Annotated in this window: 21 protein-coding genes; 8 read left to right on the forward strand and 13 right to left on the reverse strand. The window is 62.1% G+C overall.

Annotated features, from left to right (window positions below):
- Positions 1 to 7 precede the first annotated feature (7 nt).
- Complete coding sequence (locus AC07W0_RS16295; protein ID WP_102617764.1) at positions 8 to 439, forward strand: acyl-CoA thioesterase; 432 nt, start codon at positions 8 to 10, stop codon at positions 437 to 439.
- 118 nt (positions 440 to 557) lie between these two features.
- Here AC07W0_RS16295 and AC07W0_RS16300 read toward each other — a convergent pair whose 3' ends face one another.
- The 4 genes from AC07W0_RS16300 to AC07W0_RS16315 all read right to left on the reverse strand — a co-directional run bounded on the left by AC07W0_RS16300 (position 558) and on the right by AC07W0_RS16315 (position 5,403).
- Positions 558 to 1,034: a glycine zipper domain-containing protein gene (locus tag AC07W0_RS16300; RefSeq protein WP_017848563.1), complete on the reverse strand. Its 477-nt coding sequence runs from the start codon at positions 1,032 to 1,034 to the stop codon at positions 558 to 560.
- A gap of 199 nt (positions 1,035 to 1,233) precedes the next feature.
- Positions 1,234 to 3,582, reverse strand: a complete 2,349-nt coding sequence (locus AC07W0_RS16305; protein WP_102617763.1) for an FdhF/YdeP family oxidoreductase — start codon at positions 3,580 to 3,582, stop codon at positions 1,234 to 1,236.
- Complete coding sequence (fdhD, locus tag AC07W0_RS16310) at positions 3,579 to 4,418, reverse strand: formate dehydrogenase accessory sulfurtransferase FdhD (RefSeq protein ID WP_102617762.1); 840 nt, start codon at positions 4,416 to 4,418, stop codon at positions 3,579 to 3,581. Before fdhD ends, AC07W0_RS16305 begins: the two co-directional genes overlap by 4 nt.
- Before the next feature lie 97 nt (positions 4,419 to 4,515).
- Positions 4,516 to 5,403: a LysR family transcriptional regulator gene (locus AC07W0_RS16315; RefSeq protein ID WP_017848560.1), complete on the reverse strand. Its 888-nt coding sequence runs from the start codon at positions 5,401 to 5,403 to the stop codon at positions 4,516 to 4,518.
- A 131-nt stretch (positions 5,404 to 5,534) separates the two neighbouring features.
- On the opposite strand from AC07W0_RS16315, the gene lysM reads away from it, so the two are divergent.
- Positions 5,535 to 5,978, forward strand: coding sequence for a peptidoglycan-binding protein LysM (gene lysM / locus AC07W0_RS16320; RefSeq protein WP_017848559.1), 444 nt, complete (start codon positions 5,535 to 5,537; stop codon positions 5,976 to 5,978).
- 42 nt (positions 5,979 to 6,020) lie between these two features.
- Here the strand turns inward: lysM and yrfG are convergent, their stop codons facing one another.
- Positions 6,021 to 6,683, reverse strand: a complete 663-nt coding sequence (yrfG, locus tag AC07W0_RS16325) for a GMP/IMP nucleotidase (RefSeq protein WP_046385044.1) — start codon at positions 6,681 to 6,683, stop codon at positions 6,021 to 6,023.
- Between the two features lie 87 nt (positions 6,684 to 6,770).
- Between yrfG and nudE the strand changes: the two genes are divergently transcribed.
- Both nudE and cysQ read left to right on the forward strand, forming a co-directional pair.
- Positions 6,771 to 7,337, forward strand: coding sequence for an ADP compounds hydrolase NudE (gene nudE, locus AC07W0_RS16330; RefSeq protein WP_017848557.1), 567 nt, complete (start codon positions 6,771 to 6,773; stop codon positions 7,335 to 7,337).
- Positions 7,334 to 8,170 carry a 3'(2'),5'-bisphosphate nucleotidase CysQ gene (gene cysQ, locus AC07W0_RS16335; RefSeq protein ID WP_017848556.1) on the forward strand — a complete coding sequence of 279 codons (837 nt, stop codon included), beginning with the start codon at positions 7,334 to 7,336 and terminating at the stop codon, positions 8,168 to 8,170. Before nudE ends, cysQ begins: the two co-directional genes overlap by 4 nt.
- Positions 8,171 to 8,246: 76 nt before the next feature.
- On the opposite strand, the gene AC07W0_RS16340 is transcribed toward cysQ, so the two are convergent.
- From AC07W0_RS16340 to rfbB, 7 genes are read right to left on the reverse strand one after another with little or no spacing between them, the layout of a single operon-like run.
- Positions 8,247 to 8,705 (reverse strand): YiiD C-terminal domain-containing protein, encoded by a 459-nt coding sequence (locus AC07W0_RS16340; protein ID WP_017848555.1) that lies wholly within the window; start codon positions 8,703 to 8,705, stop codon positions 8,247 to 8,249.
- A 26-nt stretch (positions 8,706 to 8,731) separates the two neighbouring features.
- Positions 8,732 to 10,117 (reverse strand): sigma-54-dependent transcriptional regulator, encoded by a 1,386-nt coding sequence (locus AC07W0_RS16345; protein WP_017848554.1) that lies wholly within the window; start codon positions 10,115 to 10,117, stop codon positions 8,732 to 8,734.
- Complete coding sequence (locus AC07W0_RS16350) at positions 10,114 to 11,922, reverse strand: sensor histidine kinase (RefSeq protein ID WP_046488743.1); 1,809 nt, start codon at positions 11,920 to 11,922, stop codon at positions 10,114 to 10,116. The genes AC07W0_RS16345 and AC07W0_RS16350 overlap by 4 nt, the downstream gene beginning before the upstream one ends.
- A 36-nt stretch (positions 11,923 to 11,958) precedes the next feature.
- Complete coding sequence (gene rfbD, locus AC07W0_RS16355; RefSeq protein ID WP_017848552.1) at positions 11,959 to 12,840, reverse strand: dTDP-4-dehydrorhamnose reductase; 882 nt, start codon at positions 12,838 to 12,840, stop codon at positions 11,959 to 11,961.
- A complete protein-coding gene (gene rfbC, locus AC07W0_RS16360) occupies positions 12,837 to 13,382 on the reverse strand; it encodes a dTDP-4-dehydrorhamnose 3,5-epimerase (RefSeq protein ID WP_102617761.1) in 546 nt (181 codons plus the stop codon). The genes rfbD and rfbC overlap by 4 nt, the downstream gene beginning before the upstream one ends.
- Entirely contained in the window at positions 13,379 to 14,254 is an 876-nt protein-coding gene (gene rfbA / locus AC07W0_RS16365; RefSeq protein ID WP_017848550.1) for a glucose-1-phosphate thymidylyltransferase RfbA, read from the reverse strand. The genes rfbC and rfbA overlap by 4 nt, the downstream gene beginning before the upstream one ends.
- Complete coding sequence (gene rfbB, locus AC07W0_RS16370) at positions 14,251 to 15,333, reverse strand: dTDP-glucose 4,6-dehydratase (RefSeq protein WP_017848549.1); 1,083 nt, start codon at positions 15,331 to 15,333, stop codon at positions 14,251 to 14,253. The genes rfbA and rfbB overlap by 4 nt, the downstream gene beginning before the upstream one ends.
- A gap of 152 nt (positions 15,334 to 15,485) precedes the next feature.
- Here rfbB and AC07W0_RS16375 point away from each other — a divergent pair, with 152 nt between their 5' ends.
- From AC07W0_RS16375 to AC07W0_RS16390, 4 genes are all read left to right on the forward strand, one after another.
- Entirely contained in the window at positions 15,486 to 18,395 is a 2,910-nt protein-coding gene (locus AC07W0_RS16375) for an aminotransferase (RefSeq protein WP_102617760.1), read from the forward strand.
- Between the two features lie 120 nt (positions 18,396 to 18,515).
- On the forward strand, positions 18,516 to 19,622 hold the full coding sequence (gene aguA / locus AC07W0_RS16380) for an agmatine deiminase (RefSeq protein ID WP_102617759.1): 1,107 nt from the start codon (positions 18,516 to 18,518) through the stop codon (positions 19,620 to 19,622).
- Between the two features lie 234 nt (positions 19,623 to 19,856).
- Positions 19,857 to 20,072, forward strand: coding sequence for a hypothetical protein (locus tag AC07W0_RS16385; RefSeq protein ID WP_017848546.1), 216 nt, complete (start codon positions 19,857 to 19,859; stop codon positions 20,070 to 20,072).
- 587 nt (positions 20,073 to 20,659) lie between these two features.
- A complete protein-coding gene (locus AC07W0_RS16390) occupies positions 20,660 to 21,946 on the forward strand; it encodes an OprD family porin (protein ID WP_102617758.1) in 1,287 nt (428 codons plus the stop codon).
- A gap of 138 nt (positions 21,947 to 22,084) precedes the next feature.
- On the opposite strand, the gene AC07W0_RS16395 is transcribed toward AC07W0_RS16390, so the two are convergent.
- Complete coding sequence (locus AC07W0_RS16395) at positions 22,085 to 22,423, reverse strand: hypothetical protein (RefSeq protein ID WP_177429288.1); 339 nt, start codon at positions 22,421 to 22,423, stop codon at positions 22,085 to 22,087.
- Between the last annotated feature and the right edge of the window lie 47 nt (positions 22,424 to 22,470).

A 22,470-nucleotide genomic window follows, 5' to 3' on the forward strand; every position in this document is an offset into this window, starting at 1 on the left:
CGCGCCGATGCCTGACTCCATGCCCCAACGCGCCGATTACCGGCACTTCCAGCCGATCATTACGCGCTGGCACGACAATGATGTGTATGGTCATGTGAACAACGTGACCTATTACAGCTTCTTCGATACCGCGGTGAATACCTACCTGATCGAACACGGTGGCTTGGATATTCATGACGGCGAGGTGGTCGGGTTTGTGGTGAGTTCGGCGTGTGATTACTTTGCTTCCGTCGCCTTTCCCGAGCGCATCGAAATAGGCCTGCGGGTCGGCAAGTTGGGCAACAGCTCGGTGCAGTATGAGTTGGCGGTGTTCAAGGCAGGCGAGGAGGACGCCTGTGCGGCGGGGCGCTTCGTGCATGTGTTCGTGGATCGGGGGACGAACCAGCCGGTGACGATTCCGGGGATGTTGCGCGAGGCGTTGCAGCGGTTGGTGGCCTGACTGTGGGAGGGGGCTTGCCCCCGATAGCGGTGTATCAGCCAGCACATGGGTGACTGAAACTCGGCTATCGGGAGCAAGCTCCCTCCCACAGTGTTTCTTCAGTGTTCTTTAGATCTGATCAATCACGGTAGTGATGCTTGTTCTTGCGATGGCCATAGGCATGGCCACGGCCAGGGTGACCATCCCGGTAGTAGCGACGGTCGTCACGGCCACGGTAACGACGGTCGTCGTCATCGCTCTTGTTGCCCATGTAGTTGCCCAGCGCGCCGCCCGCGCCGCCGCCAGCGGCTGCGCCGATCAGGCTGCCGGTGGTGCCGCCCATGCTGCGGCCTACCACGTTGCCGCCCGCTGCGCCCAGGGCGCCGCCAATGGCTGCTTCGCCGCGGCTGCGCTTGTCAGCGCCGACCGCACTGCCGCCCGCGCCGCCCAGGGCTGCACCGATGGCTGAACCGGTATTACCGCCGACCTGCTGGCCGACAACCGAACCGAGTACCCCGCCCAATGCGCCGCCTACACCGGCTTCGGTGGTGCCACCGGCCATGGCTGCGCCACTGACCAGGCCAAGGGACAACAAGAGAATCGAGGAGAACTTCATAGAGAGACCTCAAGAGGATGACGGCGCGATCCTGAGGCTGTGTCGACATTGTGACAATAGAAATCCGACCAGTAACACGACTTGTACACAATTCTCTAACTTACTGTTTTAGCTAGGGAACTTAAGTGATTTCGGCGGGTCTTTAGTTACTTCGGAACGGCCGCTTTTATGCAAAAGCGGCCTTTTTTGTGCCCGGGATTTACGCCGAGCGCGCCATGATCAGGCCATTGTCGCTCGCCGCTTCCAGGCGGATCGCCACAAATTTCGACGTCGGCGTATGGCTGCCATCCCCGGTGCTTTCCAAGGGCACCAGCGGGTTCACTTCCGGGTAGTAAGCCGCTGCCTGCCCCGCCGGAATATCGAACGCGAGCAAGGTGAAGCCTTTTACGCGGCGCTCACGGCCGTCTTCCCACAGCGACACGATGTCGGCCTTTTGCCCCGGCTTGAAGCCCAGGCGGATGATGTCGGCTTCGTTGACGAACAACACGTCGCGTTGACCTTTGACCCCGCGATAGCGGTCGTCCAGGCCATAAATGGTGGTGTTGTACTGATCGTGGGAGCGCATCGACTGCATGATCAGGTCCGGCACGTGCCCGGTGGCGTGGGTGCGTTCGTGGATCAGGTCCTTGGGCAGAACGTTCGGGCGGAAGTTGGCGCGGCCCGAAGGCGTGTTCCAGCGACGTGCCCCGGCGGCGTTGCCCAGGTAGAAACCGCCCGGGTTTTTGATCCGCTCGTTGAAGTCCTTGAAGCCTGGGATGGTGTCGGCGATCAGCTCGCGAATACGTCCGTAGTCGGCCACCAGCCAGTTCCAGTCCACCGGTTGGCTGCCCAGGGTGGCGGCGGCGATGCCGGCGAGAATGGCTGGCTCGGATTTCATCCGGCTCGACAGCGGTTGCAGCTGGCCGTTGGAGCCGTGGACCATGCTGAACGAGTCTTCCACCGTCACCGCCTGCGGGCCTTCGGCCTGGATGTCGATGTCGGTGCGGCCCAGGCACGGCAGGATCAGCGCGTCTTTGCCGTGCATCAGGTGGCTGCGGTTGAGCTTGGTGCTGATCTGCACGGTCAGGTCGCAATTGCGCAGGGCTTCGAAGGTGCGCGGGCTGTCCGGGGTGGCTTGGGCGAAGTTGCCGCCCAGGCCGATAAATACTTTGGCGCGGCCTTCCAGCATGGCGTGGATCGCCTCGACCACGTTGTGCCCGTTGGTGCGCGGCACCTGGAACTGGAAGCGCCGCTCCAGGGCGTCGAGGAACGCCACCGGCGGCCGTTCGTTGATGCCCATGGTGCGGTCGCCCTGCACGTTACTGTGGCCGCGCACCGGGCACAGGCCGGCGCCCGGGCGGCCGATATTGCCGCGCAGCAGCATCAGGTTGGCGATTTCCTGGATGGTCGGCACCGAGTGACGATGCTGGGTGATGCCCATCGCCCAACACATGATCACGTTCTTGCCTTTGGCGTACATGCGCGCCGCTTGCTCGATTTCCACCAGGGGCAGGCCGGACTGCGCGACGATTTCTTCCCAGGAGGTGTCATCGATCTGTCCGAGGTAATCGAGCACGTGGGTGGTGTGTTCGTTGAGGAAGTCGTGGTCGAACACCGCTGCCTTGCCTTCGGCCTGGGCCTGGCGCTCCCACAACAGCAGGAACTTGGCCATGCCGCGCAGGATGGCCATGTCGCCCCCCAGCGCCGGGCGGAAGTATGCGGTATTGGTCGGCTTGTCGCCGTTGGTGAGCATTTCCAGCGGGTGTTGCGGGTGCTGGAAGCGTTCCAGGCCGCGCTCTTTCAGCGGGTTGATGCACACCACTTGAGCGCCGCGCTTCACCGCTTCGCGCAGCGGTTCGAGCATGCGCGGGTGGTTGGTGCCGGGGTTCTGGCCCCAGACGAAAATCGCGTCGGCGTGTTCGAAGTCGTCAAAGGTCACGGTGCCTTTGCCGACACCGACACTTTGCGCCAGGGCCACGCCACTGGCTTCGTGGCACATGTTCGAGCAATCCGGGAAGTTGTTGGTGCCGTAGGCGCGCACGAACAACTGGTACAGGTACGCCGCTTCGTTGCTGGCGCGGCCCGAGGTGTAGAACTCGGCCATGTCCGGGCTCGGCAGGGCGTTGAGGTGCTGGCCGATCAGCTCGAACGCCGCCTCCCAACTGATGGGCTGGTAACGGTCGGTCTGTGCGTCGTAGCGCATCGGCTCGGTCAGGCGGCCCTGGTATTCCAGCCAATAGTCACTTTGCTCCAGCAACGCGGTGACGCTGTGTTTGGCGAAGAACGCGGCATCGACGCGGCGTTTGGTGGCTTCCCAGTTGACTGCCTTGGCACCGTTTTCGCAGAACTTGACCATGCCGCTTTCCGGCGAGTCGCCCCAGGCGCAGCCCGGGCAGTCGAAGCCGCCGTTCTGGTTGGTCTTGAGCATCATGCGCAGGTTTTTCAGCGCGTTGTCGCTGGTCAGCCATGCCTGCGCCACGCTGATCAGCGCGCCCCAGCCGCCCGCCGCACCCTTGTAAGGCTTGTAGCGCGGGGTTGGGGGTTGGTCGGCTTGGTGGTGATTGCTCATGGCTGTTTCTCCATCGCAGGGCTGTAGACCCGCGGCGCACTTTTCTGCGGCAGGTGGATGAGATTGAGGTTGTGCCGGCGTGCCCATTGCAGGGCCAGGCCGGTGGGCGACGACAGGCTGACCAGGGTCTGGATGCCTGCGCGCAGGACTTTCTGGATCAACTCAAGGCTGCAACGGCTGGTGACAATGGCCAGGCCGCCTTCGCTTGGAATCCGTTGGCGGATCAGCGCGCCGATCAATTTATCGAGGGCGTTGTGTCGGCCGATGTCTTCGCGGCCCAGCAGCAGTTCGCCCTGGTTGTTCATGAACACCGCCGCATGCACCGCGCCGCTGTGCTGGCCCAGAGGCTGGAACGCGCTGATGCGCTGGCGCAGGCCGTCGAGCCACTCGGCCGGCGGCAGGGGCGCGCCGGGCAGTACCTCAAGGTCCGGCAGGGCGTGTTCCAGCGCTTCCACGCCGCACAACCCGCAACCGCTGGTACCGGCCAGTTGGCGGCGCTGCTGCTTGAGGTTCCAGAACGCGCGACTGGAAATCTGCACCTGAGCGTACTGGGCAGAGCCCGTGCCGCTGAGTTTCAGGTCATAAATGTCGCTAACGTCGGCGATAATGCCGCTGCCGATACTGAAGCCTACAATGAAGTCTTCGAGGTCCGTCGGCGTCACCAGCATCACGGCCTGGCTGATGTCGTTATAGGCAATCGCCAACGCCACTTCTTCCGCCAACGCGGTGCTGGCGACTTCCGTGTGTTCGAGCGTGCAAAACTGGTAGCTCTGGCTGGCGGCGGACGCGGGCGTTTGAGCAGCGGGCGCCGCGCAGACTGGGCGCTTGGCGTTCATGAGGCAGTACCGACGGCGGATGGGTCAGTGTTTAGACTAGGCGCGACAAAGCGTCGCGTCTAATTGCCAGTACTGATCTACCGATAGATGACGTCGATCAAGACTCGGTTTGCGATTTCTGAAACAGCGCGAAACACGCTTCCGCCAACGCAGAGCGCGGGGCGCTGCGGCGCATGATCAGCCCCAGGCGCGCCAGGGTGTGGGCGTCTTCGATCGGTTGCAGGCGCAGATGCTCGGTCAGCGCATCCAGGCCACCGTCCAAGGGCATCACCGCACAGCACAGCCCGCCGTGAACCGCTTGTAACAACTGATGGACCGCGTCGGTCTGCAACAACGGTTGCGGGTGCAGGCCCCGGCTATGGAAGTTGTGATCGATGGACTGACGGAAGTGCATGCCGCTGGTGAGCATGCCCAGCGGCAGTTCGATCAGGGCTTCCCAGCTCAGGGGCTTTTCGCCGAAGCTGAAATAGCGTTGGTCGTACAGCAGGCCCATGCGGGTTTCGCCGAGGGCCAGGGAGTCGAAGCGCTCGTTGTCCAGGCGGTCGAGGTAGGACACGCCGAGGTCCAGGCGATTGCTCGCCAATTGTTCGAGGATCTGTTCAGAGCTGAGGGCCGACAGCTCAAAGCGCAGGCTTGGGTGTTCTGTATGCAGTTGCTGCATCAGCGCCAACGGATCGAAACTCGACAGCGGCACCACGCCCAGGCGCAACGTCCCCACCAGGTTGCCGCGACAGGCTGCGGCTTCGGCCAGCAGGCCGTCATACGCCGCCAGCACCGTGCGCGCCCAGGCCAGCACGCGCTCACCCGGGGCGGTGAAGCCTTCGAAGCGCTGGCCACGGTTGACCAGTGGCAGATCGAGTTCTTCTTCGAGGCTGCGCAGGCGCATCGACAGGGTCGGCTGGGTGATATGGCAACGCGCGGCCGCCTGGCCGAAGTGGCGCGTCTCGTCGAGGGCGATGAGGAATTTCAGCTGCTTGATGTCCATCTTCGCTCCAGGGCTTATTCCAATGGCGGGGGGATTCTAGCGTGTTTGGGTCTTTAGGCGGCTGGGAACCCAGATCTGTTGGGCTGGTCTAGTCTTTGGCATCTGGAACTCAAACCCAAGGAGAGAGCAGCATGAGTATTTTGAGCTTTGTTAAGGAAGCCGGCGAAAAGTTGATCGACCTGTTGACGCCGGGTAATGCGAACGCCAGCGAGCAGTTGAAAGAGCATGTGGCCAAGGTCGGTCTGGGTAATCCGAACGTACAGACCACGGTTGACGGCGACAAGGTGACCGTGACCGGCGAAGTCGCCAGCCAGGAAGAGAAAGAGAAGATCCTGCTGGCGCTGGGCAATATTGCCGGGGTCGCGAGTGTGGATGACCAGATCAAGGTCACCGACCCCGCACCGATTGTGGCGGCGCGTTTTGTCGTGGTGAAGAAGGGCGACACCCTCAGCGCGATTTCCCTGGCGGTGTACGGCAACGCCAATCTGTACAACAAGATCTTTGAGGCCAACAAGCCGATGTTGTCGCATCCGGACAAGATCTACCCGGGGCAGACGCTGCGTATTCCCGAGTAGTACACGCGGTAAACCTGTGTGGGGGCTTGCTCCCACATGGGTTCAGAGTCCGACAATGAGATCCCGGTAGTCTTCGACTGCCGCAAATTCCCCGGTGTCCTTTGGCCCTTTTTTGCTGTCCGGCTCTTTCACCGCCAGCAAATGCCCCACGCCGAAGTCCCTGGCGCTGCGCAGGATCGGCAAGGTGTCGTCGATGAACAGGCTGCGCGCCGGGTCGAAGTCGATATCGGCCTGCAGGGCGTCCCAGAACTGTGGGTTTTCCTTGGCGAAACCGTAGTCGTGGGAACTGATCATCCGCTCGAAATACGGCGCCAGCTCGATGCGTTCCATCTTCAATGACAGCGAATCACGGTGCGCGTTGGTGATCAGGATCACGCGCTTGCCGGCCTGTCGGATCGCCGCCAGAAACGTATCGGCATCCGCACGCAGGGCGATCAGGTGGGCGGTTTCCTGCTTGAGTTCGCGCACCGGGATTTTCAGCTCGGTACTCCAGAAATCCAGGCAATACCATTGCAACTGGCCGGCGTTACGCTCGAACAGAGGCTGCAACTCCATCTCGGCCATGGCACGGCTCACCCCATGCAGCTCGGCGTAGCGTTGGGGCAGGTGTTCCATCCAGAAGTGGTTGTCGTAATGCAGGTCGAGCAGGGTGCCGTCCATGTCCAGCAGGACGGTGTCGATGGCGTGCCAGGGCAAAGAGGGCATGGGGCGTTCTCACGTAAGTAAAGATATCCGACACAGACAATCGGAAAAGCCACGGTATAGTAACCCGATCACCCCAAGGAGCCGCTTATGCGCCAGAAACCCACCGTCCTCTCCCGCGAAATAGTCGCCAGTAGCCGTTTGTTCCGCGTGGAAGCAGTGCAATTGCGCTTTTCCAACGGCGTAGAACGGACCTACGAGCGCCTGGTGGGGCGCGGTGCCGGCTACGGCGCGGTGATGATCGTGGCGATGATCGACGCCGAGCATGCGTTGCTGGTGGAGGAATACTGCGGCGGGACCGACGAATACGAGCTTTCGCTGCCCAAGGGTTTGATCGAGCCGGGCGAGGATGTGCTGGCGGCGGCGGACCGTGAACTCAAGGAAGAAGCCGGCTATGGCGCACGCCAGTTGGAGCACCTCACCGAGCTTTCGCTGTCGCCTGGCTACATGAGCCAGAAAATCCAGGTGGTACTGGCCACCGATCTGTATGAAGAACGCCTGGAAGGCGATGAGCCCGAGCCGATGCGTGTAGACCGGGTCAACCTGCGCGAGCTGGCGCAACTGGCGCAAAACGAGCAGTTCAGCGAAGGCCGTGCCCTGGCCGCGCTGTACCTGGTACGAGACCTGTTGACCCAGCGTGGAGTGTTCAGCGCATGAGCGAATTGTTTCTAGGCCACCCATTCATTGCCCCGGTGATCGAGCTGGCGCGCCAGGCCGGTGAAGTCATCATGCCGTTCTGGCGCGCCAATGTGGCCGTGACGTCCAAGTCCGATAATTCACCCGTGACGGCGGCGGACCTTGCCGCTCATCATCTGATTCTCGCCGGCCTTACCGCGCTGGACCCAAGCATCCCGGTGCTTTCTGAAGAAGACGCCGATATCGACCAGAGCGTGCGTGCCGGCTGGCAGCGCTGGTGGTTGGTGGACCCGTTGGATGGCACCAAGGAATTCATTTCCGGCAGCGATGAGTTCACTGTCAACATCGCGTTGATCGAACAGGGCCGCGTGGTGTTTGGCGTGGTGTCGATGCCCACCAGCGGCCGTTGCTACTTTGGCGGCGCGGGCCTGGGGGCGTGGCGCTCCGATGTGAACGAAGCGCCCAGGCCGATCCAGGTGCGCCTGGCCCCGGCCGCCGGCGAGGCGTTTACCGTGGTTGCCAGCCGCCGACACAGCAGCCCTGAGCAGGAGCGTTTGCTCCAGGGCTTGAGCGAAGGCTTGGGTGAGTTGAAGCTGGCGAATATCGGCAGCTCGTTGAAGTTTTGCCTGTTGGCCGAAGGCAGTGCCGATTGCTACCCGCGCCTGGCGCCGACCTCCCAGTGGGATACCGCCGCAGCCCAGGGCGTGCTCGAAGGTGCGGGCGGCGAAGTGCTGGAGTTGAGCGGCGAGCCGTTCAGCTATCCGGCGCGGGAATCGTTGCTGAACCCGTTCTTCCTGGCGCTGCCGGCCAAAGCCGCGTGGCGCGAACGCCTGCTCACCCTGGCCCGCGCTTAAGGCCTCAGCAGATCAACATGTGGGAGGGGCGGTGCGACGATTCGACTTGCTCCCACTTTGTTTTGTGGCGCGGCGGCTAGCGGTGCAGGACGTACTGGCCGCTGAAAACCACTGCGCGCTCGTCACTGCCGTCATTCACAATCCACGTTTCCAGGGTCAACCGCGCGCGGCCATAGCGCTTGTACGTCGCCACAAAGCGCTTCCACACTTTCTCCTCCGGCGCCTGGCAGATCACGGTCGCGTCTCGTGTGACCGGCAGCGGGTAACTGATCTGCCCTTCCTGGATCACGATATGCCCGTCTTCGAGAATGCCTTCTTCGCGCAACTGCAAGTGCAGCCAACCCCAACCCGCCAAGACCGCGCCGCAATAGAGGCTGCCGCCGAACATGGTGCTCTTGTGGTTGATATTGGCTTGCAGGGGCAAGTGCAGTTGCAATTGGCCGTGTTGCCAGTCGAGCACCTTGAGGCCCATTTCCCGGGTGAGGGGGATGTCGTGGTGGAGGATAGATTCCAGGTAACGGCTGTCGCGGCTCATGGCGGCCTCTTGGTGGGTAGGGTGGGTCATTCGTCGTCGCTGCTGTGGCTGGCGCTGTCGGCAAAGTTGAGGCCGTGCTTGCGCAGTTTGTCATGCAGGGTCTTGCGCGGTACGCCGAGGGCTTCGGCGAGGCTGCGCAGGGAACTGTGGGGGCGGCTCAGTTCGGCGGCGATCAGGCTTTTTTCGAACTGTTCGACTTGTTCGCTCAGGCCGCCGGGGGTGGAGGTCAGCAGGCCGGCGGAGAGATTGTCCGGGGTGTTGTCCAGCGCCAACTCCAGGCCCAGGGCGAAGCGCTCGGCGGCGTTCTGCAATTCCCGCACATTGCCCGGCCAACTGTGGCGCAGCAGCAGCGCGCGCTGGCCCGGCTGCAATTCGTGCAGCGGCAGGCCATGGCGGCTGCTGGCTTCGTCGGCAAAGTGCTGGAACAGCATCAACGCATCTTCACCGCGCTCACGCAGCGGTGGAATGCGCAACGGCGCGACGTTGAGGCGGTAATACAAGTCGGCGCGGAAGCGGCCCTGGTCGGCGGACTGGCGCAGGTCTTCCTTGGTGGCGGCGATGATGCGGATATCCAGCGGGATCAGTTGATTGCCGCCCAGGCGCTCGACCACGCGCTCCTGCAGCAGGCGCAGCAGCTTGACCTGCACGTCCAGGCTCATGCTTTCGATTTCGTCGAGGAACAATGTGCCGCCGTTGGCGAATTCGAATTTGCCGATGCGGCGTTTTTGCGCGCCGGTAAAGGCGCCCGGCTCGTGGCCGAACAGCTCGCTTTCGACCACCGACTCGGCGAGCGCGCCGGCGTTGATCGCCACGAAAGGCCCGCTGCGCCGGCTCGACAAGTCGTGCAGTGCGCGGGCGACCACCTCTTTGCCGGCGCCGGTTTCGCCGAGGATCAGTACATCGGCCTTGGTTGCCGCCAGCGCGCCGATCTGCTCGCGCAGGCGCAGCATTTGCGGGGAATGCCCGACCAGGCGCGTGCTCAATTGCTGGCGATCGCTGAGGGCCAGGCGCAGGCTGCGGTTATCCAGCACCAGCCGGCGCAGGGCCAGGGCGCGGCGCACGCGGTCGAGCAGGGCGTCGCTGGCGAACGGCTTTTCGAGGAAGTCATACGCACCGGCACGCATGGCCTGCACCGCCAGCGGTACATCGCCGTGGCCGGTGATCAGCAGCACTGGCAGCTCCGGGTCCTGGCCGTGCAGCTCGGCCAGCAGCTCCAGGCCGTCCATGCCAGGCATGCGGATATCGCTGACCACCACGCCCGGCCAATCCCGCGACAGCTGTGCGGTGAGGCCGGTGGCTTCGCCCAGGGGCAGGACTTTCAGCCCGGCCAGGTCCAGGGTCTGGCACAAGGCCTGACGCAAGTGTGGATCGTCGTCGATCAACACCACCTGAATCTGGTTATCGATACTCATACACTGCGGTCCTCGGACGGTTGCAGACTGACGCCCGGCGAGCCGGCACGCAATTTCAAGGTTAACAGCGCGCCGCCTTGCTTGTGGTTGGCAAACAGCAGTTCGCCACCAAAGGCACGCATCAAGGTGTCACAGATCGCCAGGCCCAGCCCGAGGCCCTGGGTGCGGGTCTTGGTGGTATAGAACGGCTCGCTGGCGCGTCCCAGGGCTTCCATGCAAAACCCCGGGCCGTTGTCGCGAATGTACAGGTTGACGCCCTGCTCGGTGGTTTCGGCACTCAGCCAGAGTTTGCGCGGCGGGCCTTTTTCGGTGAGGGCGTCGAGGGCATTGGCCAGCAGGTTGCCCAGCACCTGGCGTAGGCGGGTTTCACCGGCCTCGACCCACAAGGTCGCCTCGGGCAAATCGCGGATCAGCTCGACTTCCATCGCGCGCCGCCGTTTGGCCAGCAACGCCAGCGCGTCGTCCAGTGCCGGTTGCAGGGCGACGCTTTCCGGCGCATGCCGATCGCGGCGGGCGAACGCGCGCAAGTGGGCGATGATCGAGGCCATGCGGCCGGTCAGTTCGCTGATCAGTTTGAGATTGCCGCGCGCGTCGTCGGTTCGCTCATGGTCGAGCAGGATTTCGGCGTTTTCCGCGTAGCTGCGAATCGCCGCCAGGGGTTGATTGAGCTCGTGGCTGATGCTCGCCGACATGGTGCCCAGCGCCGACAGTTTGCCCGCCTGCACCAGGTCGTCCTGGGCGCGCACCAGTTCCTGCTGCGCATGTTCGCGCTCCAGCACTTCCTGTTTCAGGCGTCGGTTGAGCCCTTCCAGGTCGCTGGTACGCTCGGCCACGCGCATTTCCAGTTCGCGTCGGGCCTTGGCTTCGAAGGCGATGCGGTCCAGGTAGTGCCGACGGCGCTGCATCATCAGGCCCAGCAGCAACATCAGCACCAACAGCGTGGCGCCGCCCACCGCGACCACGGTGCGTACCGGGCGGTTGATCAACGATTGTGGCGCGAGGATCTCCACGTTCCAGCCGGTTTCGGCGATGGCCGTGGATTGGCGCAGCCAGGCCGTCGGGCTCAAGGCCAGCGGTTGCGGATCGCGGGTCGGGTAGGGCTGGATCGCGATGATCGCCTGGTGCTCTTCGTCCGTCAGTGGCCGGGTGGCGCGGAACCGCCATTGCGGGCGCGAGGTCAGGATCACGACGCCGTTGTGGTCGGTGACCAGCAGTTGCTCGGGGGTGTTGCCCCACAGGCTTTCGGTGTGGTCCAGGTCGACCTTGACCACCAGCACACCGATGACTTTCTCGCCATCGCGCACCGCGGCGGCGAAGAAGTAGCCGCGTTTGGCCGAGGTGGTGCCCAAGCCGAAGAATCGGCCCAGGCGTCCGGCCATGGCTTCGCTGAAATACGGGCGGAACGAGAAATTGCGCCCGACGAAGCTGTCTTGCTTGTCCCAGTTGGACGCAGCGAGGGTCTTGCCGGTGGTGTCCATCAGGTACATCACTTCGACCCCGGCCTGGGCGGCGACGTCCTTGAGCAACAGGTTGGCGTTGGCCAGGTTGGTACTGACCTGCGGTGCCGCCAGCGCGGTGCGCAGGGCTGGCAAGTCGCCGAGGATCTGCGGCAGCACTTCATAGCGGTGCAGGGTGCCCAGCAGGTTGGCGACGTACAGGTCGAGGGTCTGGCGGTTCTGCCCGGCCAGTTCGCTGCGGTAGTAGCGCTCGGCCAGGTGCTCCAGCGGCCACAGCAGCGGCGCCAGGCACAGCGCCAACAGGGCGAGGCTGCGCCAGCGGGGTCTTCGCGGGAGGGGTGGGGTCATGGGAGTCATGCGCCTGAGGGTACAGGCGCATTATGCCTAGTGCTGCTGTGCAAGACACTCGCGCAATGCGTCTTGCCACTGTGGCTGGCTGACCTGCCACTGCTGTTGCAGACGGCTGCAATCGAGGCGCGAGTTCAGTGGGCGCCTGGCCGGCGTCGGGTAGGCGCTGGACGGGATCGCTTCCAGGTCGGCGCAGGGTTTGCCTGTGGCGCGCAGGTGCTCGCCAATCGCCTGGGCGAAGCCGAACCACGACGTTTCGCCTTGGGCGGTCAGGTGATAGACACCCCAGTCGCCCGCTTGCCCGGCCTGCCAGCGCTCGATCAACGCGCGGGTGCTGTTGGCGATGGTGCCGGCCCAGGTCGGCGCGCCGATCTGGTCGGCGACGATCCGCATCTGCGGTTTTTCTTGCAGCAGACGCTGCATGGTCAACAGGAAGTTCTTGCCGTGAAGGGAGTAAACCCAACTGGTGCGCAGGATCAGGTATTCGCCCCCGACTGCCACGATCGCCTGCTCACCGGCGAGCTTGCTCTGGCCGTAGACGCCCAGCGGGTTGGGTGTGTCGGCTTCGGTGTAGGGCGCGGTTTTACTGCCGTCGAACACGTAGTCGGTGGAGTAATGGATCAGCGGCACGCCCAAGGCCTTGGCTTCTTCGGCGAGAACGCCGGGCGCGGTGGCATTGATCGCGAAGGCCGCGTCCGGCTCGCTTTCGGCCTGATCGACCGCGGTGTGGGCCGCGGCGTTGATGATCAGGTCGGGGCGATGGGCGCGCACTTGCTGGCGGATCTGGTCGACGTGAGCCAGGTCCAGCCTGTCGCGGCCCAGCACGATGAGTTCGCCCAGGCCCAGGAGCCGTTGTTGCAGCTCTTGGGAGAGTTGGCCGTGTTGGCCGGTGATCAGAATTTTAAGGCGGCTGCTCAAGGGAATAGCTCCGCGTCCTTCAGGTCTTTGCCGTTCTGATCTTTGGCGGACAATGTCGGTGTGCCGTCCAACTGCCAATCGATGTCGAGTTCGGTGTCGTTCCAGCGAATGCAACGCTCTGCGGCAGGCGTGTAGTAGTCGGTCGTCTTGTAGAGAAACTCGGCGTAGTCGCTGAGGACCACAAAGCCGTGGGCGAACCCCGGTGGAATCCACAATTGGCGGCTATTGTCGGCAGACAGGCGCACGCTGGCCCACCTGCCGAAATTAGGCGAACTGCGGCGGATATCCACCGCCACATCCAATACTTCACCCGCTGTCACGCGTACCAGTTTGCCCTGGGCGTGTTCGATCTGATAGTGCAGGCCCCGCAGCACGCCTTTTTGCGAGCGTGAGTGGTTGTCCTGCACAAATTGTGGTTGTAAACCTGTGGCCTGGGCAAAATCCCGGGCGTTGAAGCTCTCGTAGAAAAAGCCGCGCTCATCGCCAAAAACCTTCGGCTCGATGATCAATACACCGGGCAACTCAGTGGCGGTTACATTCATTCAGCTTCCCCGGCGAGCGTGTACAAATATTGACCGTAGCCGGTTTTGCCAAAGTACTTGGCGCGTTCCAGCAGATGGTCACGATCGATCCAGCCATTCTCGTAAGCGATCTCTTCAAGGCAGGCAACTTTCAGCCCTTGGCGGTGCTCGATGGTCTGCACATAGGTCGAGGCTTCGAGCAGGCTGTCGTGGGTGCCGGTGTCGAGCCAGGCAAAGCCACGGCCGAAGCGCTCTACATGCAGGTCGCCGCGTTGGAGATAAGCATTGTTTATGTCGGTAATCTCCAGCTCTCCGCGTGGCGAGGGCTTGACCGCCTTGGCGATGTTGATCACGTCGTTATCGTAGAAATACAGACCGGTCACGGCATAGCTGGATTTCGGCTTCGCCGGCTTCTCTTCGATCGACAGGGCGCGGCCCTCTTTGTCGAAGTCGATTACGCCGAAACGCTCTGGATCTTTGACCCAATAGCCGAACACGGTGGCGCCGGACGGGCGTTCGGCCGCGGTGCGCAGTTGATCACCGAAGTGTTGGCCATGGAAAATATTGTCGCCCAGGATCAGGCACACCGGATCGTCGCCGATGAATGCTTCGCCAATGATGAAGGCTTGAGCCAAACCGTCCGGCGACGGCTGCTCCGCATAGCTGAAACGCACGCCGAACTGGCTGCCATCCCCCAGCAGATTGCGGTATTGCGGCAAGTCCACCGGCGTGGAGATCACCAGGATGTCCTTGATTCCCGCGAGCATCAGCACCGAGATCGGGTAGTAGATCATCGGCTTGTCATACACCGGCAACAGTTGCTTGGACACGCCCAGGGTGATGGGGTGCAAACGGGTGCCGGAGCCGCCGGCCAATACGATTCCCTTTGTCATGCAAGCAGATCCTTCATGTCGGTATTGCCCAATCGTTCGCCCTGATAACTGCCGTCCTGGACCCTGCGGCACCATTCCAGGTTATCGAGGTACCACTGCACGGTTTTGCGCAGCCCGGTTTCAAAGGTTTCTTGCGGCACCCAGCCCAACTCGCGTTCGATCTTGCTGGCATCGATGGCGTAGCGCTGGTCGTGGCCGGGGCGGTCCTTGACGAAGGTGATCAGGTCGGCAAAGTGCGCGACACCGGCCGGGTGTTGCGGTGCCAGCTCTTCCAGCAGGGCGCAGATGCTGCGTACCACGTCGATATTCTTCTGCTCGTTGTGGCCGCCGATGTTGTAGGTCTCGCCGACCACGCCTTCGGTCACCACCTTGAGCAACGCACGGGCGTGGTCTTCGACGAACAGCCAGTCGCGGACCTGCAAGCCGTCGCCATAGACTGGCAACGGCTTGCCAGCGAGGGCGTTGAGGATCACCAGGGGGATCAGCTTCTCGGGGAAATGAAACGGCCCGTAGTTGTTCGAGCAGTTGGTCAGCAATACCGGCAGGCCATACGTGCGCTGCCAGGCGCGAACCAGGTGGTCGGACGCGGCCTTGCTGGCCGAGTAGGGCGAGCTGGGGGCGTAGGGCGTGGTTTCAGTGAACAGATCGTCCACGCCGTGCAGGTCGCCGTACACCTCGTCGGTGGAGATGTGGTGGAAGCGGAACGCGCTCCTGGCCGGCTCTGCGAGCGTTTGCCAATACGCGCGGGCAGCTTCCAGCAGGCTGTAGGTGCCGACAATGTTGGTCTGGATAAAATCCGACGGGCCGTCGATGGAACGGTCGACATGGGACTCGGCCGCCAGGTGCATGATCGCCTGGGGCTCGAAGCGCGCGAGCACGGCGCTGACGGTGGCCTGGTCGACGATATCGGCCTGGACGAACTCATAGCGGCTGTTGGACGCGATGCTGGTCAGCGACTCCAGGTTGCCGGCGTAGGTCAGTTTGTCCAGGTTGAGCACTTCGTGCTCGGTGTGTTGAATCAGGTGGCGGATCAGGGCAGAGCCGATGAAACCGGCACCACCGGTGATAAGAATACGCATGTCGGGGGGCCTTTTCCTTAGACGGACATTTAGCGAATGGGGCATAGCTTGAGTTGTGACGCGGATCTGTGCAAGCGCGGCACGTTGGGGGGTTGCTTAACCCCCATCAACAATGGCGATATAGGCGCCTGATAAAAACAGAGGTCTTCATCATGTTGCTTGCCACGTTGATCCATCGCACCAGCCTGCCTTGCCCGCAAGTGGGGCCCGATCAGGCTGCACACTTGCTTGAGCGGCATTATGGCCTTGGCGGCACATTGCAATCACTTGGCAGCCAACAAGACCTCAACTACAGCGTCGACACCAACCATGGCCGCTTTGTTCTGAAAATCTGCCTGGGCGACTACGCCGCCGTCGAATTGCACGCCCAGCACGCCGCGCTCCACGCCTTGCAGGCGCAGGACGGGTTGCGCGTCCCCCGAGTCATCAAGGCCCTGACCGGTGAGGACCTGCTGACCGTGACCGTCGACGGGCAAACCCTGCACCTGCGGCTGTTGGATTACATCGACGGCCAGCCCTTGACCCACCTGCCTCACGTGGGCCGCGAGGTCATCGCAGGCTTCGGTGACTTGTGCGGGCGGATGAGCCAGGCGCTGGCCGATTTTGCGCATCCGGGCCTGGAGCGGACCCTGCAATGGGACCCGCGCCACGCGCAGGAACTGATCAGCCACCTGCTGGCGACCCTGCCAGACCTGCCCCACCGCGCGGCATTGGAGCAAGTCGCCGAGCAGGTCGGTGAGCGCATTCGGCCCCTGGCGGATCACTTGCCGTGGCAAGCGGTACACATGGACATTACCGATGACAATGTGGTCTGGCAGCGCGATGCCCTGCGTCATTGGCAGATCCAGGGGGTGATCGATTTCGGCGATCTGGTACACACCTGGCGCATCGCCGACCTGTCGGTGACCTGCGCCGCCCTGTTGCACCATGCCCAGGGCGATCCCTTTGCCATTTTGCCGGCAATCCAGGCCTGTCATGCTGTTACGCCGTTGCAGCGCGAAGAACTGCAGGCGCTATGGCCGCTGATCGTCGCCCGTGCGGCGGTGCTGGTGCTCAGCAGCGAACAGCAGCAACGCCTGGACCCCGATAACGACTACCTGTTGAAAAACGCCGAGCATGAGTGGGAAATTTTCCAGGTTGCAACGTCGGTGCCGTTTGAATTGATGGAGGCGGCGATCCTGCTCTGTGTCGGGCAGACGCTGCCACCGATCGCCAGCGAGGGGTTCGCGCCGCTCTTGCCGGGGCTGGTGGGACGCGAGTTCGCGCTGATCGACCTGGGAGTGCTCAGCCCACACTTCGAAGCGGGCAATTGGGAGCAGCCGGGGATTGACCGGCGCTTACTGGACGAGGCTGCGGCGGTTCACGGGTTGGCCGCCAGTCGCTACGGCCAATACCGTTTGTCGCGCACCTGCCCGGACAGCGCCACGGAGCCGCAGACGTTCCCGCTGCATGTCGAGTTGCACCTGCCCCACGGTACAGCGGTGGAGGCGCCCTTCGCTGGGGTGCTGCGTGTCGGTGCCGATGGCTTGCTGTGCGTGCAGGATGGTCCGTTGAGCCTGCGCTTGTGGGGCGTAAGCACCTCATTGAGCGCGGGAGCGGCGGTGGTGGAAGGGCAAATACTGGGCGAGGTCCATGCCCCCCTGACTGTGCAATGGTGCCGCGCTGACGTTGAGCCACCGCTGTTCTGCACGCCGAGCCGGGCGTCGGCGTGGCAAGCGCTATGCCCGTCACCCTCGGCGCTGCTGGGGCTGGCCTGCGATGCCGAACCCGAGCTCGACCCCCAAGCCCTGCTGGCGCGACGCGACGCCAGCTTCGCGCGCTCGCAGAAGCACTATTACGTCGATCCGCCGCGCATCGAACGAGGCTGGCGCAACCATCTGATCGACATGCAAGGCCGTTCCTATTTGGACATGCTCAACAACGTCGCCGTGCTCGGCCATGGTCACCCCCGCATGGCAGCGGTGGCAGCGCGGCAGTGGTCGCTGCTCAACACCAACTCGCGCTTTCACTATGCGGCGATTGCCGAATTCTCCGAGCGCTTGCTGGCGCTGGCGCCGGACGGCATGGACCGGGTCTTCCTGGTCAATAGCGGCACCGAGGCCAATGACCTGGCCATCCGCCTGGCCTGGGCCTACAGCGGCGGGCGCGACATGCTCAGTGTGCTGGAGGCCTACCACGGTTGGTCGGTGGCGGCGGATGCGGTGTCCACGTCGATTGCCGATAACCCCAAGGCCCTGAGCAGTCGTCCGGACTGGGTCCACCCGGTGACCGCGCCCAATACCTATCGCGGTGAGTTCCGCGGGCAGGACAGCGCGCCGGATTACGTGCGAAGTGTGGAACACAACTTGGCGAAAATCGCCGCGAGCCAGCGCCAACTGGCCGGCTTCATCTGTGAGCCGGTGTATGGCAATGCCGGGGGCATCTCCCTGCCGCCGGGCTATTTGCAGCAGGTGTATGCGTTGGTGCGTGCCCAAGGTGGCGTGTGCATCGCCGATGAGGTTCAGGTGGGTTATGGCCGCATGGGGCATTTCTTCTGGGGCTTTGAAGAGCAGGGCGTGGTGCCCGATATCATTACCATGGCCAAGGGCATGGGCAACGGTCAGCCGTTGGGGGCGGTGATCACCCGTCGCGAGATTGCCGAGGCGCTGGAGGCCGAGGGGTATTTCTTCTCGTCTTCAGGGGGCAGCCCGGTCAGTTGCCGGATCGGCATGGCGGTGCTGGATGTGATGGAGGAAGAAAAGCTCTGGGAAAACGCCCAAGTGGTCGGCGCGCATTTCAAGGCGCGGCTGGAAGCCCTGATCGATCGTCACCCGTTGGTCGGCGCGGTTCATGGGTCCGGCTTCTATCTGGGCCTGGAACTGGTGCGCGACCGGCATACCCTGGAACCCGCCACCGAAGAGACCACACTGCTGTGCGACCGCTTGCGTGAGCTGGGGATTTTCATGCAGCCGACCGGTGATTACCTGAATATTCTCAAGATCAAGCCGCCGATGGTCACCTCCAGACGCAGTGTGGATTTCTTTGTCGACATGCTGTCGAAGGTGCTGGATGAACAGCTATAAATAATCGATTGTTATCGGTTAAATGCTGTCATATTTATCGGCTATATTGTTTTGATGCTTTTAAGGCCGATTTTTATCGGTTATAAAGTCGGCCTTCACCCTTTCGGAGCCCTGATCGCCATGACCACCCTGCACAGCACACCTCGCTCCGATGGCTTTCATATGCCTGCCGAATGGGCGCCACAGACCCAAGCCTGGATGATCTGGCCCGAGCGCCCGGACAACTGGCGCCTGGGTGGCAAGCCGGCGCAGGCCGCGCACGTGGCGGTGGCCAAGGCTATCGCGCGTTTCGAGCCGGTCACCGTGGCGGTTTCCGCCGGCCAGTACGAAAACGCCCGTGCCCGCCTCGACGTGCCCAATATCCGCGTGGTGGAAATGTCCAGCGACGACGCCTGGGTGCGCGACACCGGCCCGACTTTCGTGATCGACAACCGTGGCGAAGTGCGCGGCGTAAACTGGGATTTCAACGCCTGGGGCGGTTTTGACGGCGGCCTGTATGCGCCGTGGAACCGTGACGCGCAGGTCGGCGGCAAGATCCTCGAGATCGAGCGTGCGCCGCGCTACCGCACCGAAGGGTTTGTGCTGGAAGGCGGCTCGATTCATGTCGACGGCGAAGGCACCCTGATCACCACCGAAGAATGCCTGCTCAACCGCAATCGCAACCCGCATCTCGACCGTGCAGCCATCGAGGCGGTGCTGAGCGCCAACCTGGCTGTGGATAAGATCATCTGGTTGCCAGACGGCCTGTTCAACGACGAAACCGACGGCCATGTGGATAACTTCTGCTGCTATGTACGCCCGGGCGAAGTGCTGCTGGCTTGGACCGACGACCCGCAAGACCCGAACTACTCACGCTGCCACGCCGCCATGGACGTGCTGCAAAGCAGCACCGATGCCCGGGGCCGCTCGTTCACAGTGCATAAAATGCCGATTCCGGGGCCGCTTTATGCCACCGAAGCAGAGTGCGCGGGTGTGGACCCGATGGACGGCAGCCAGGAGCGCAACCCTTCCGTGCGTCTGGCCGGTTCCTACGTCAACTTCCTGATCGTCAACGGCGGCATCATCGCGCCGAGCTTCGACGACCCGCTGGACAACCGGGCCCGTGAAATCCTGCAGAACCTGTTCCCGCAGCACGAAGTGGTGATGGTGCCGGGCCGCGAACTGTTACTGGGTGGGGGCAATATCCATTGCCTGACCCAACAACAGCCTGCCCCGCAGAAAAATTGAGTGCGGTTGTAACAACGTCGGAGCGACGACCGAGCGCCACTCGGTTCTAGCGTTCACAGCAAGCCCGCGGCCCCGTAAGGCCGTGGGCTTTTTTGTGTCCAACTGCCTATAAATACTGCACATTGGCATAGCTCTTGTATTGGTATTGTCACAGTGGCCCACGGTGATGACTGCGCAGTTCTGTCATAAACCTTGAGTAAGTTAGCCGCTCATGCAGTAGGAGAGAGCGCTGAAATGAATGTCGATATCAACTTGATGCACACGCGCACGTTCCACCCCGTGCGAGTCAACAGTGACGAAATCCATGCGCTGGCGCTCTGGTTGAAGGCACATGGCTCACGGCAGGTCAGGCAGCCGCCCGATTTATTCAGTGTGATGAGTGAGCGCTACCCGGCAGGCTTGTTCAGCGACGAAGAAATGCACGCATTGTGCGAATTGATGAATAACTGAGAACTCGCCGATCAACCATCGGCGAGGGAACATGTTCGCTATTGCGGTGTGCCCTTCACTGAATAAGTGATTGAGCTATACCTGTCGCGAGCAGGCTCTCATTTAAAGTCGGTTCAGTCTCAGAAACGGCAGGTTCCCCTCACCATGATGTGACGACAGATCTTCGGGCTGAATCTGCGTCACATGGTTCGCTTAAGCGCATAAGACCTTACTTGAGAATAATGACAATTATTTGCATTTGGGCGCATGCCTGTTCCCACGCGTTCGACTTATAAAATATGTTAGTGAGTCCGTATTTTTTCTGTATGGATAAGACTTCCAGGCGATGGCCAAAGCGCTGTAGGCCGTGGCTTAGAATTTTTTTGCCTAAATACAGACGATTCGCGAAATTGACACATAGTTCAACGCGAGACTAGCATTGCGTCCAACGCCTGTGGCTAACAGCCATGACTTAACCAATAAGAAAAGGCCCGCGGCAGTTCAGTCGTCCGCGGGCTTTGTTTTTTTCGGAAAAAGTCGACACCAAAACAGCAATATGGAGCCTGGTGTCATAGCGCGTACTCAACCAGTAATAAGGAATATAAGAAATGTTGAAACAACGGATGAGTCTGATCGCTCTGGGGATTTTGAGCGCATCGACAGCCATGGCAAACGACCAGGAGCAATCCAAGGGTTTCGTTGAAGACAGCCACCTGAACATCGCCGCACGTAACGCTTACATCAGCCGTGACTACAAGAACGACAAGCAAGACAAAGCCGAATGGGGCCAAGGCTTCATCGGCAAGTTCGAGTCTGGTTTCACCCAAGGCACCGTCGGTGTCGGTGTGGACGTGATTGGCCAGTACGCCATTCGTCTGGACGGCGGTAAAGGCCGCAGCGGCGCGGGCGGTATCGACTTCTTCAAGCAAGGCGACAGCGGCTCGGCTGCCAACGACCTGGCCAAAGGCGGCGCGGCGGTGAAGTTCCGCCTGTCCAACACTGTGCTCAAGTACGGCGACCAGTTCCCGAACGTGCCCGTGCTGGCTTACGACAACTCTCGTCTGTTGTCGGAAACCTACACCGGTACCTCGATCGTTTCCAAAGAGATCGAAGGTCTGCAACTGGACGCGGGTCACTTCACCAAGGAAGCGCGTAAGAGCGCTGAAGGTACCGACAGCGGCCGTCTGAAAAGCATCGATTACATCGGTGGTAGCTACAAATTCACCGAAAGCCTGTCGGCAGCGCTGTACGCCTCCGACATGCAGGACGTGCTGAAGAAGCAATACGTCAACGTCAACTACGTACTGGCCCTGCCGGAAAAGCAGTCGCTGACGTTTGACTTCAACGGCTACAAGACCAAGCTGGATCGCAGCTTCGCCCTGGAAAACCAAGGTGATGCAGACGCGCGCGACAACAAAATCTGGAGCCTGGGCGCCACGTGGGCTGTTGGTCCGCACAGCTTCACCGTCGCTCACCAGCGCAGCACCGGCGACACCGGCTACCTGTACGGCGGCTACCGCAACGATGGCGGCATCGGCGACGGCGGCAACACCATCCTGCTGGCCAACTCCTACTGGTCCGACTTCAACGGCAAGGACGAGCGTTCGTGGCAAGCGGCCTACGGCATCGACTTCGCTACCTTCGGTGTACCTGGCTTGACCTACAACGTGGCTTACGTGCGCGGTACCAACATCGACGACGGCAGTGGCCGTGGCGATGGCACCGAGCGTGAAATCTTTAACCAGTTCAAGTACATCGTCCAGAGCGGCCCAGCCAAAGACCTGAGCCTGCGTGCTCGTGCCTCGTGGTTGCGCGTTTCCAACAACGCTGACAAGTACAACGTAGGCGGTAACGAATTCCGCCTGTTCGCCGACTACCCGATCAACGTTTTCTAATTGATCCGGCGTCGCGCCTGATTGCAGGCGATAAAAAACCCCGACTGGTTCGGGGTTTTTTTATGTCGCGGGTTCAGTCCTGCCGGTTTTGCAGAATCTTGCGGGCGAGGGATGCGTTGACGTAGTCAGTCATCAGCATCAGGCCTTTATAGGGTTCGATCTTCTTGTTGTCGATGCACAGCTGCGCCATCTGCAACAGCACCTCGCCATCGCCACCACCTGGCTTACCAGCACGTAGGGCAACAACCGGCTGCCCAGGGAAAATACCTGCAGCAACTGTTCTCGCGACTGCTGCGCGCGCCGCCCCGCCCATTGCGTACCGGCCAGCGCGGCCACGCCGATCAGCACGTTGACATAGGCTTGGGCTTGTTCGGGAACCCGCGCGCCCTCGGTGGCGCGCTGCAATTGCCATGTTCCAACGCCGGCCAGCAGCAGGGGAAAAATGATCAGCAGGAAAATCAGTTTTATGGCGTTCATGGGAGTCCGTTCGCAACGCAGAAAGCGAACGTTTATACCGAAGAACA

It is taken from the genome of Pseudomonas sp. GW704-F2 (assembly GCF_059423025.1).

Bases quoted from the DNA above. Each gene is read 5' to 3' on its own strand.
- AC07W0_RS16375 (WP_102617760.1), top strand. From the start codon at position 15,486: ATGTTGCTTGCCACGTTGATCCATCGCACCAGCCTGCCTTGCCCGCAA.
- AC07W0_RS16300 (WP_017848563.1), bottom strand. From the start codon at position 1,034: ATGAAGTTCTCCTCGATTCTCTTGTTGTCCCTTGGCCTGGTCAGTGGC.
- aguA (WP_102617759.1), top strand. From the start codon at position 18,516: ATGACCACCCTGCACAGCACACCTCGCTCCGATGGCTTTCATATGCCT.
- AC07W0_RS16305 (WP_102617763.1), bottom strand. From the start codon at position 3,582: ATGAGCAATCACCACCAAGCCGACCAACCCCCAACCCCGCGCTACAAG.
- lysM (WP_017848559.1), top strand. From the start codon at position 5,535: ATGAGTATTTTGAGCTTTGTTAAGGAAGCCGGCGAAAAGTTGATCGAC.
- AC07W0_RS16345 (WP_017848554.1), bottom strand. From the start codon at position 10,117: ATGAGTATCGATAACCAGATTCAGGTGGTGTTGATCGACGACGATCCA.
- AC07W0_RS16395 (WP_177429288.1), bottom strand. From the start codon at position 22,423: ATGAACGCCATAAAACTGATTTTCCTGCTGATCATTTTTCCCCTGCTG.
- AC07W0_RS16385 (WP_017848546.1), top strand. From the start codon at position 19,857: ATGAATGTCGATATCAACTTGATGCACACGCGCACGTTCCACCCCGTG.
- rfbB (WP_017848549.1), bottom strand. From the start codon at position 15,333: ATGCGTATTCTTATCACCGGTGGTGCCGGTTTCATCGGCTCTGCCCTG.
- rfbC (WP_102617761.1), bottom strand. From the start codon at position 13,382: ATGAATGTAACCGCCACTGAGTTGCCCGGTGTATTGATCATCGAGCCG.
- AC07W0_RS16295 (WP_102617764.1), top strand. From the start codon at position 8: ATGCCTGACTCCATGCCCCAACGCGCCGATTACCGGCACTTCCAGCCG.
- fdhD (WP_102617762.1), bottom strand. From the start codon at position 4,418: ATGAACGCCAAGCGCCCAGTCTGCGCGGCGCCCGCTGCTCAAACGCCC.
- cysQ (WP_017848556.1), top strand. From the start codon at position 7,334: ATGAGCGAATTGTTTCTAGGCCACCCATTCATTGCCCCGGTGATCGAG.
- AC07W0_RS16390 (WP_102617758.1), top strand. From the start codon at position 20,660: ATGTTGAAACAACGGATGAGTCTGATCGCTCTGGGGATTTTGAGCGCA.
- nudE (WP_017848557.1), top strand. From the start codon at position 6,771: ATGCGCCAGAAACCCACCGTCCTCTCCCGCGAAATAGTCGCCAGTAGC.
- rfbA (WP_017848550.1), bottom strand. From the start codon at position 14,254: ATGACAAAGGGAATCGTATTGGCCGGCGGCTCCGGCACCCGTTTGCAC.
- AC07W0_RS16340 (WP_017848555.1), bottom strand. From the start codon at position 8,705: ATGAGCCGCGACAGCCGTTACCTGGAATCTATCCTCCACCACGACATC.
- AC07W0_RS16315 (WP_017848560.1), bottom strand. From the start codon at position 5,403: ATGGACATCAAGCAGCTGAAATTCCTCATCGCCCTCGACGAGACGCGC.
- yrfG (WP_046385044.1), bottom strand. From the start codon at position 6,683: ATGCCCTCTTTGCCCTGGCACGCCATCGACACCGTCCTGCTGGACATG.
- AC07W0_RS16350 (WP_046488743.1), bottom strand. From the start codon at position 11,922: ATGACCCCACCCCTCCCGCGAAGACCCCGCTGGCGCAGCCTCGCCCTG.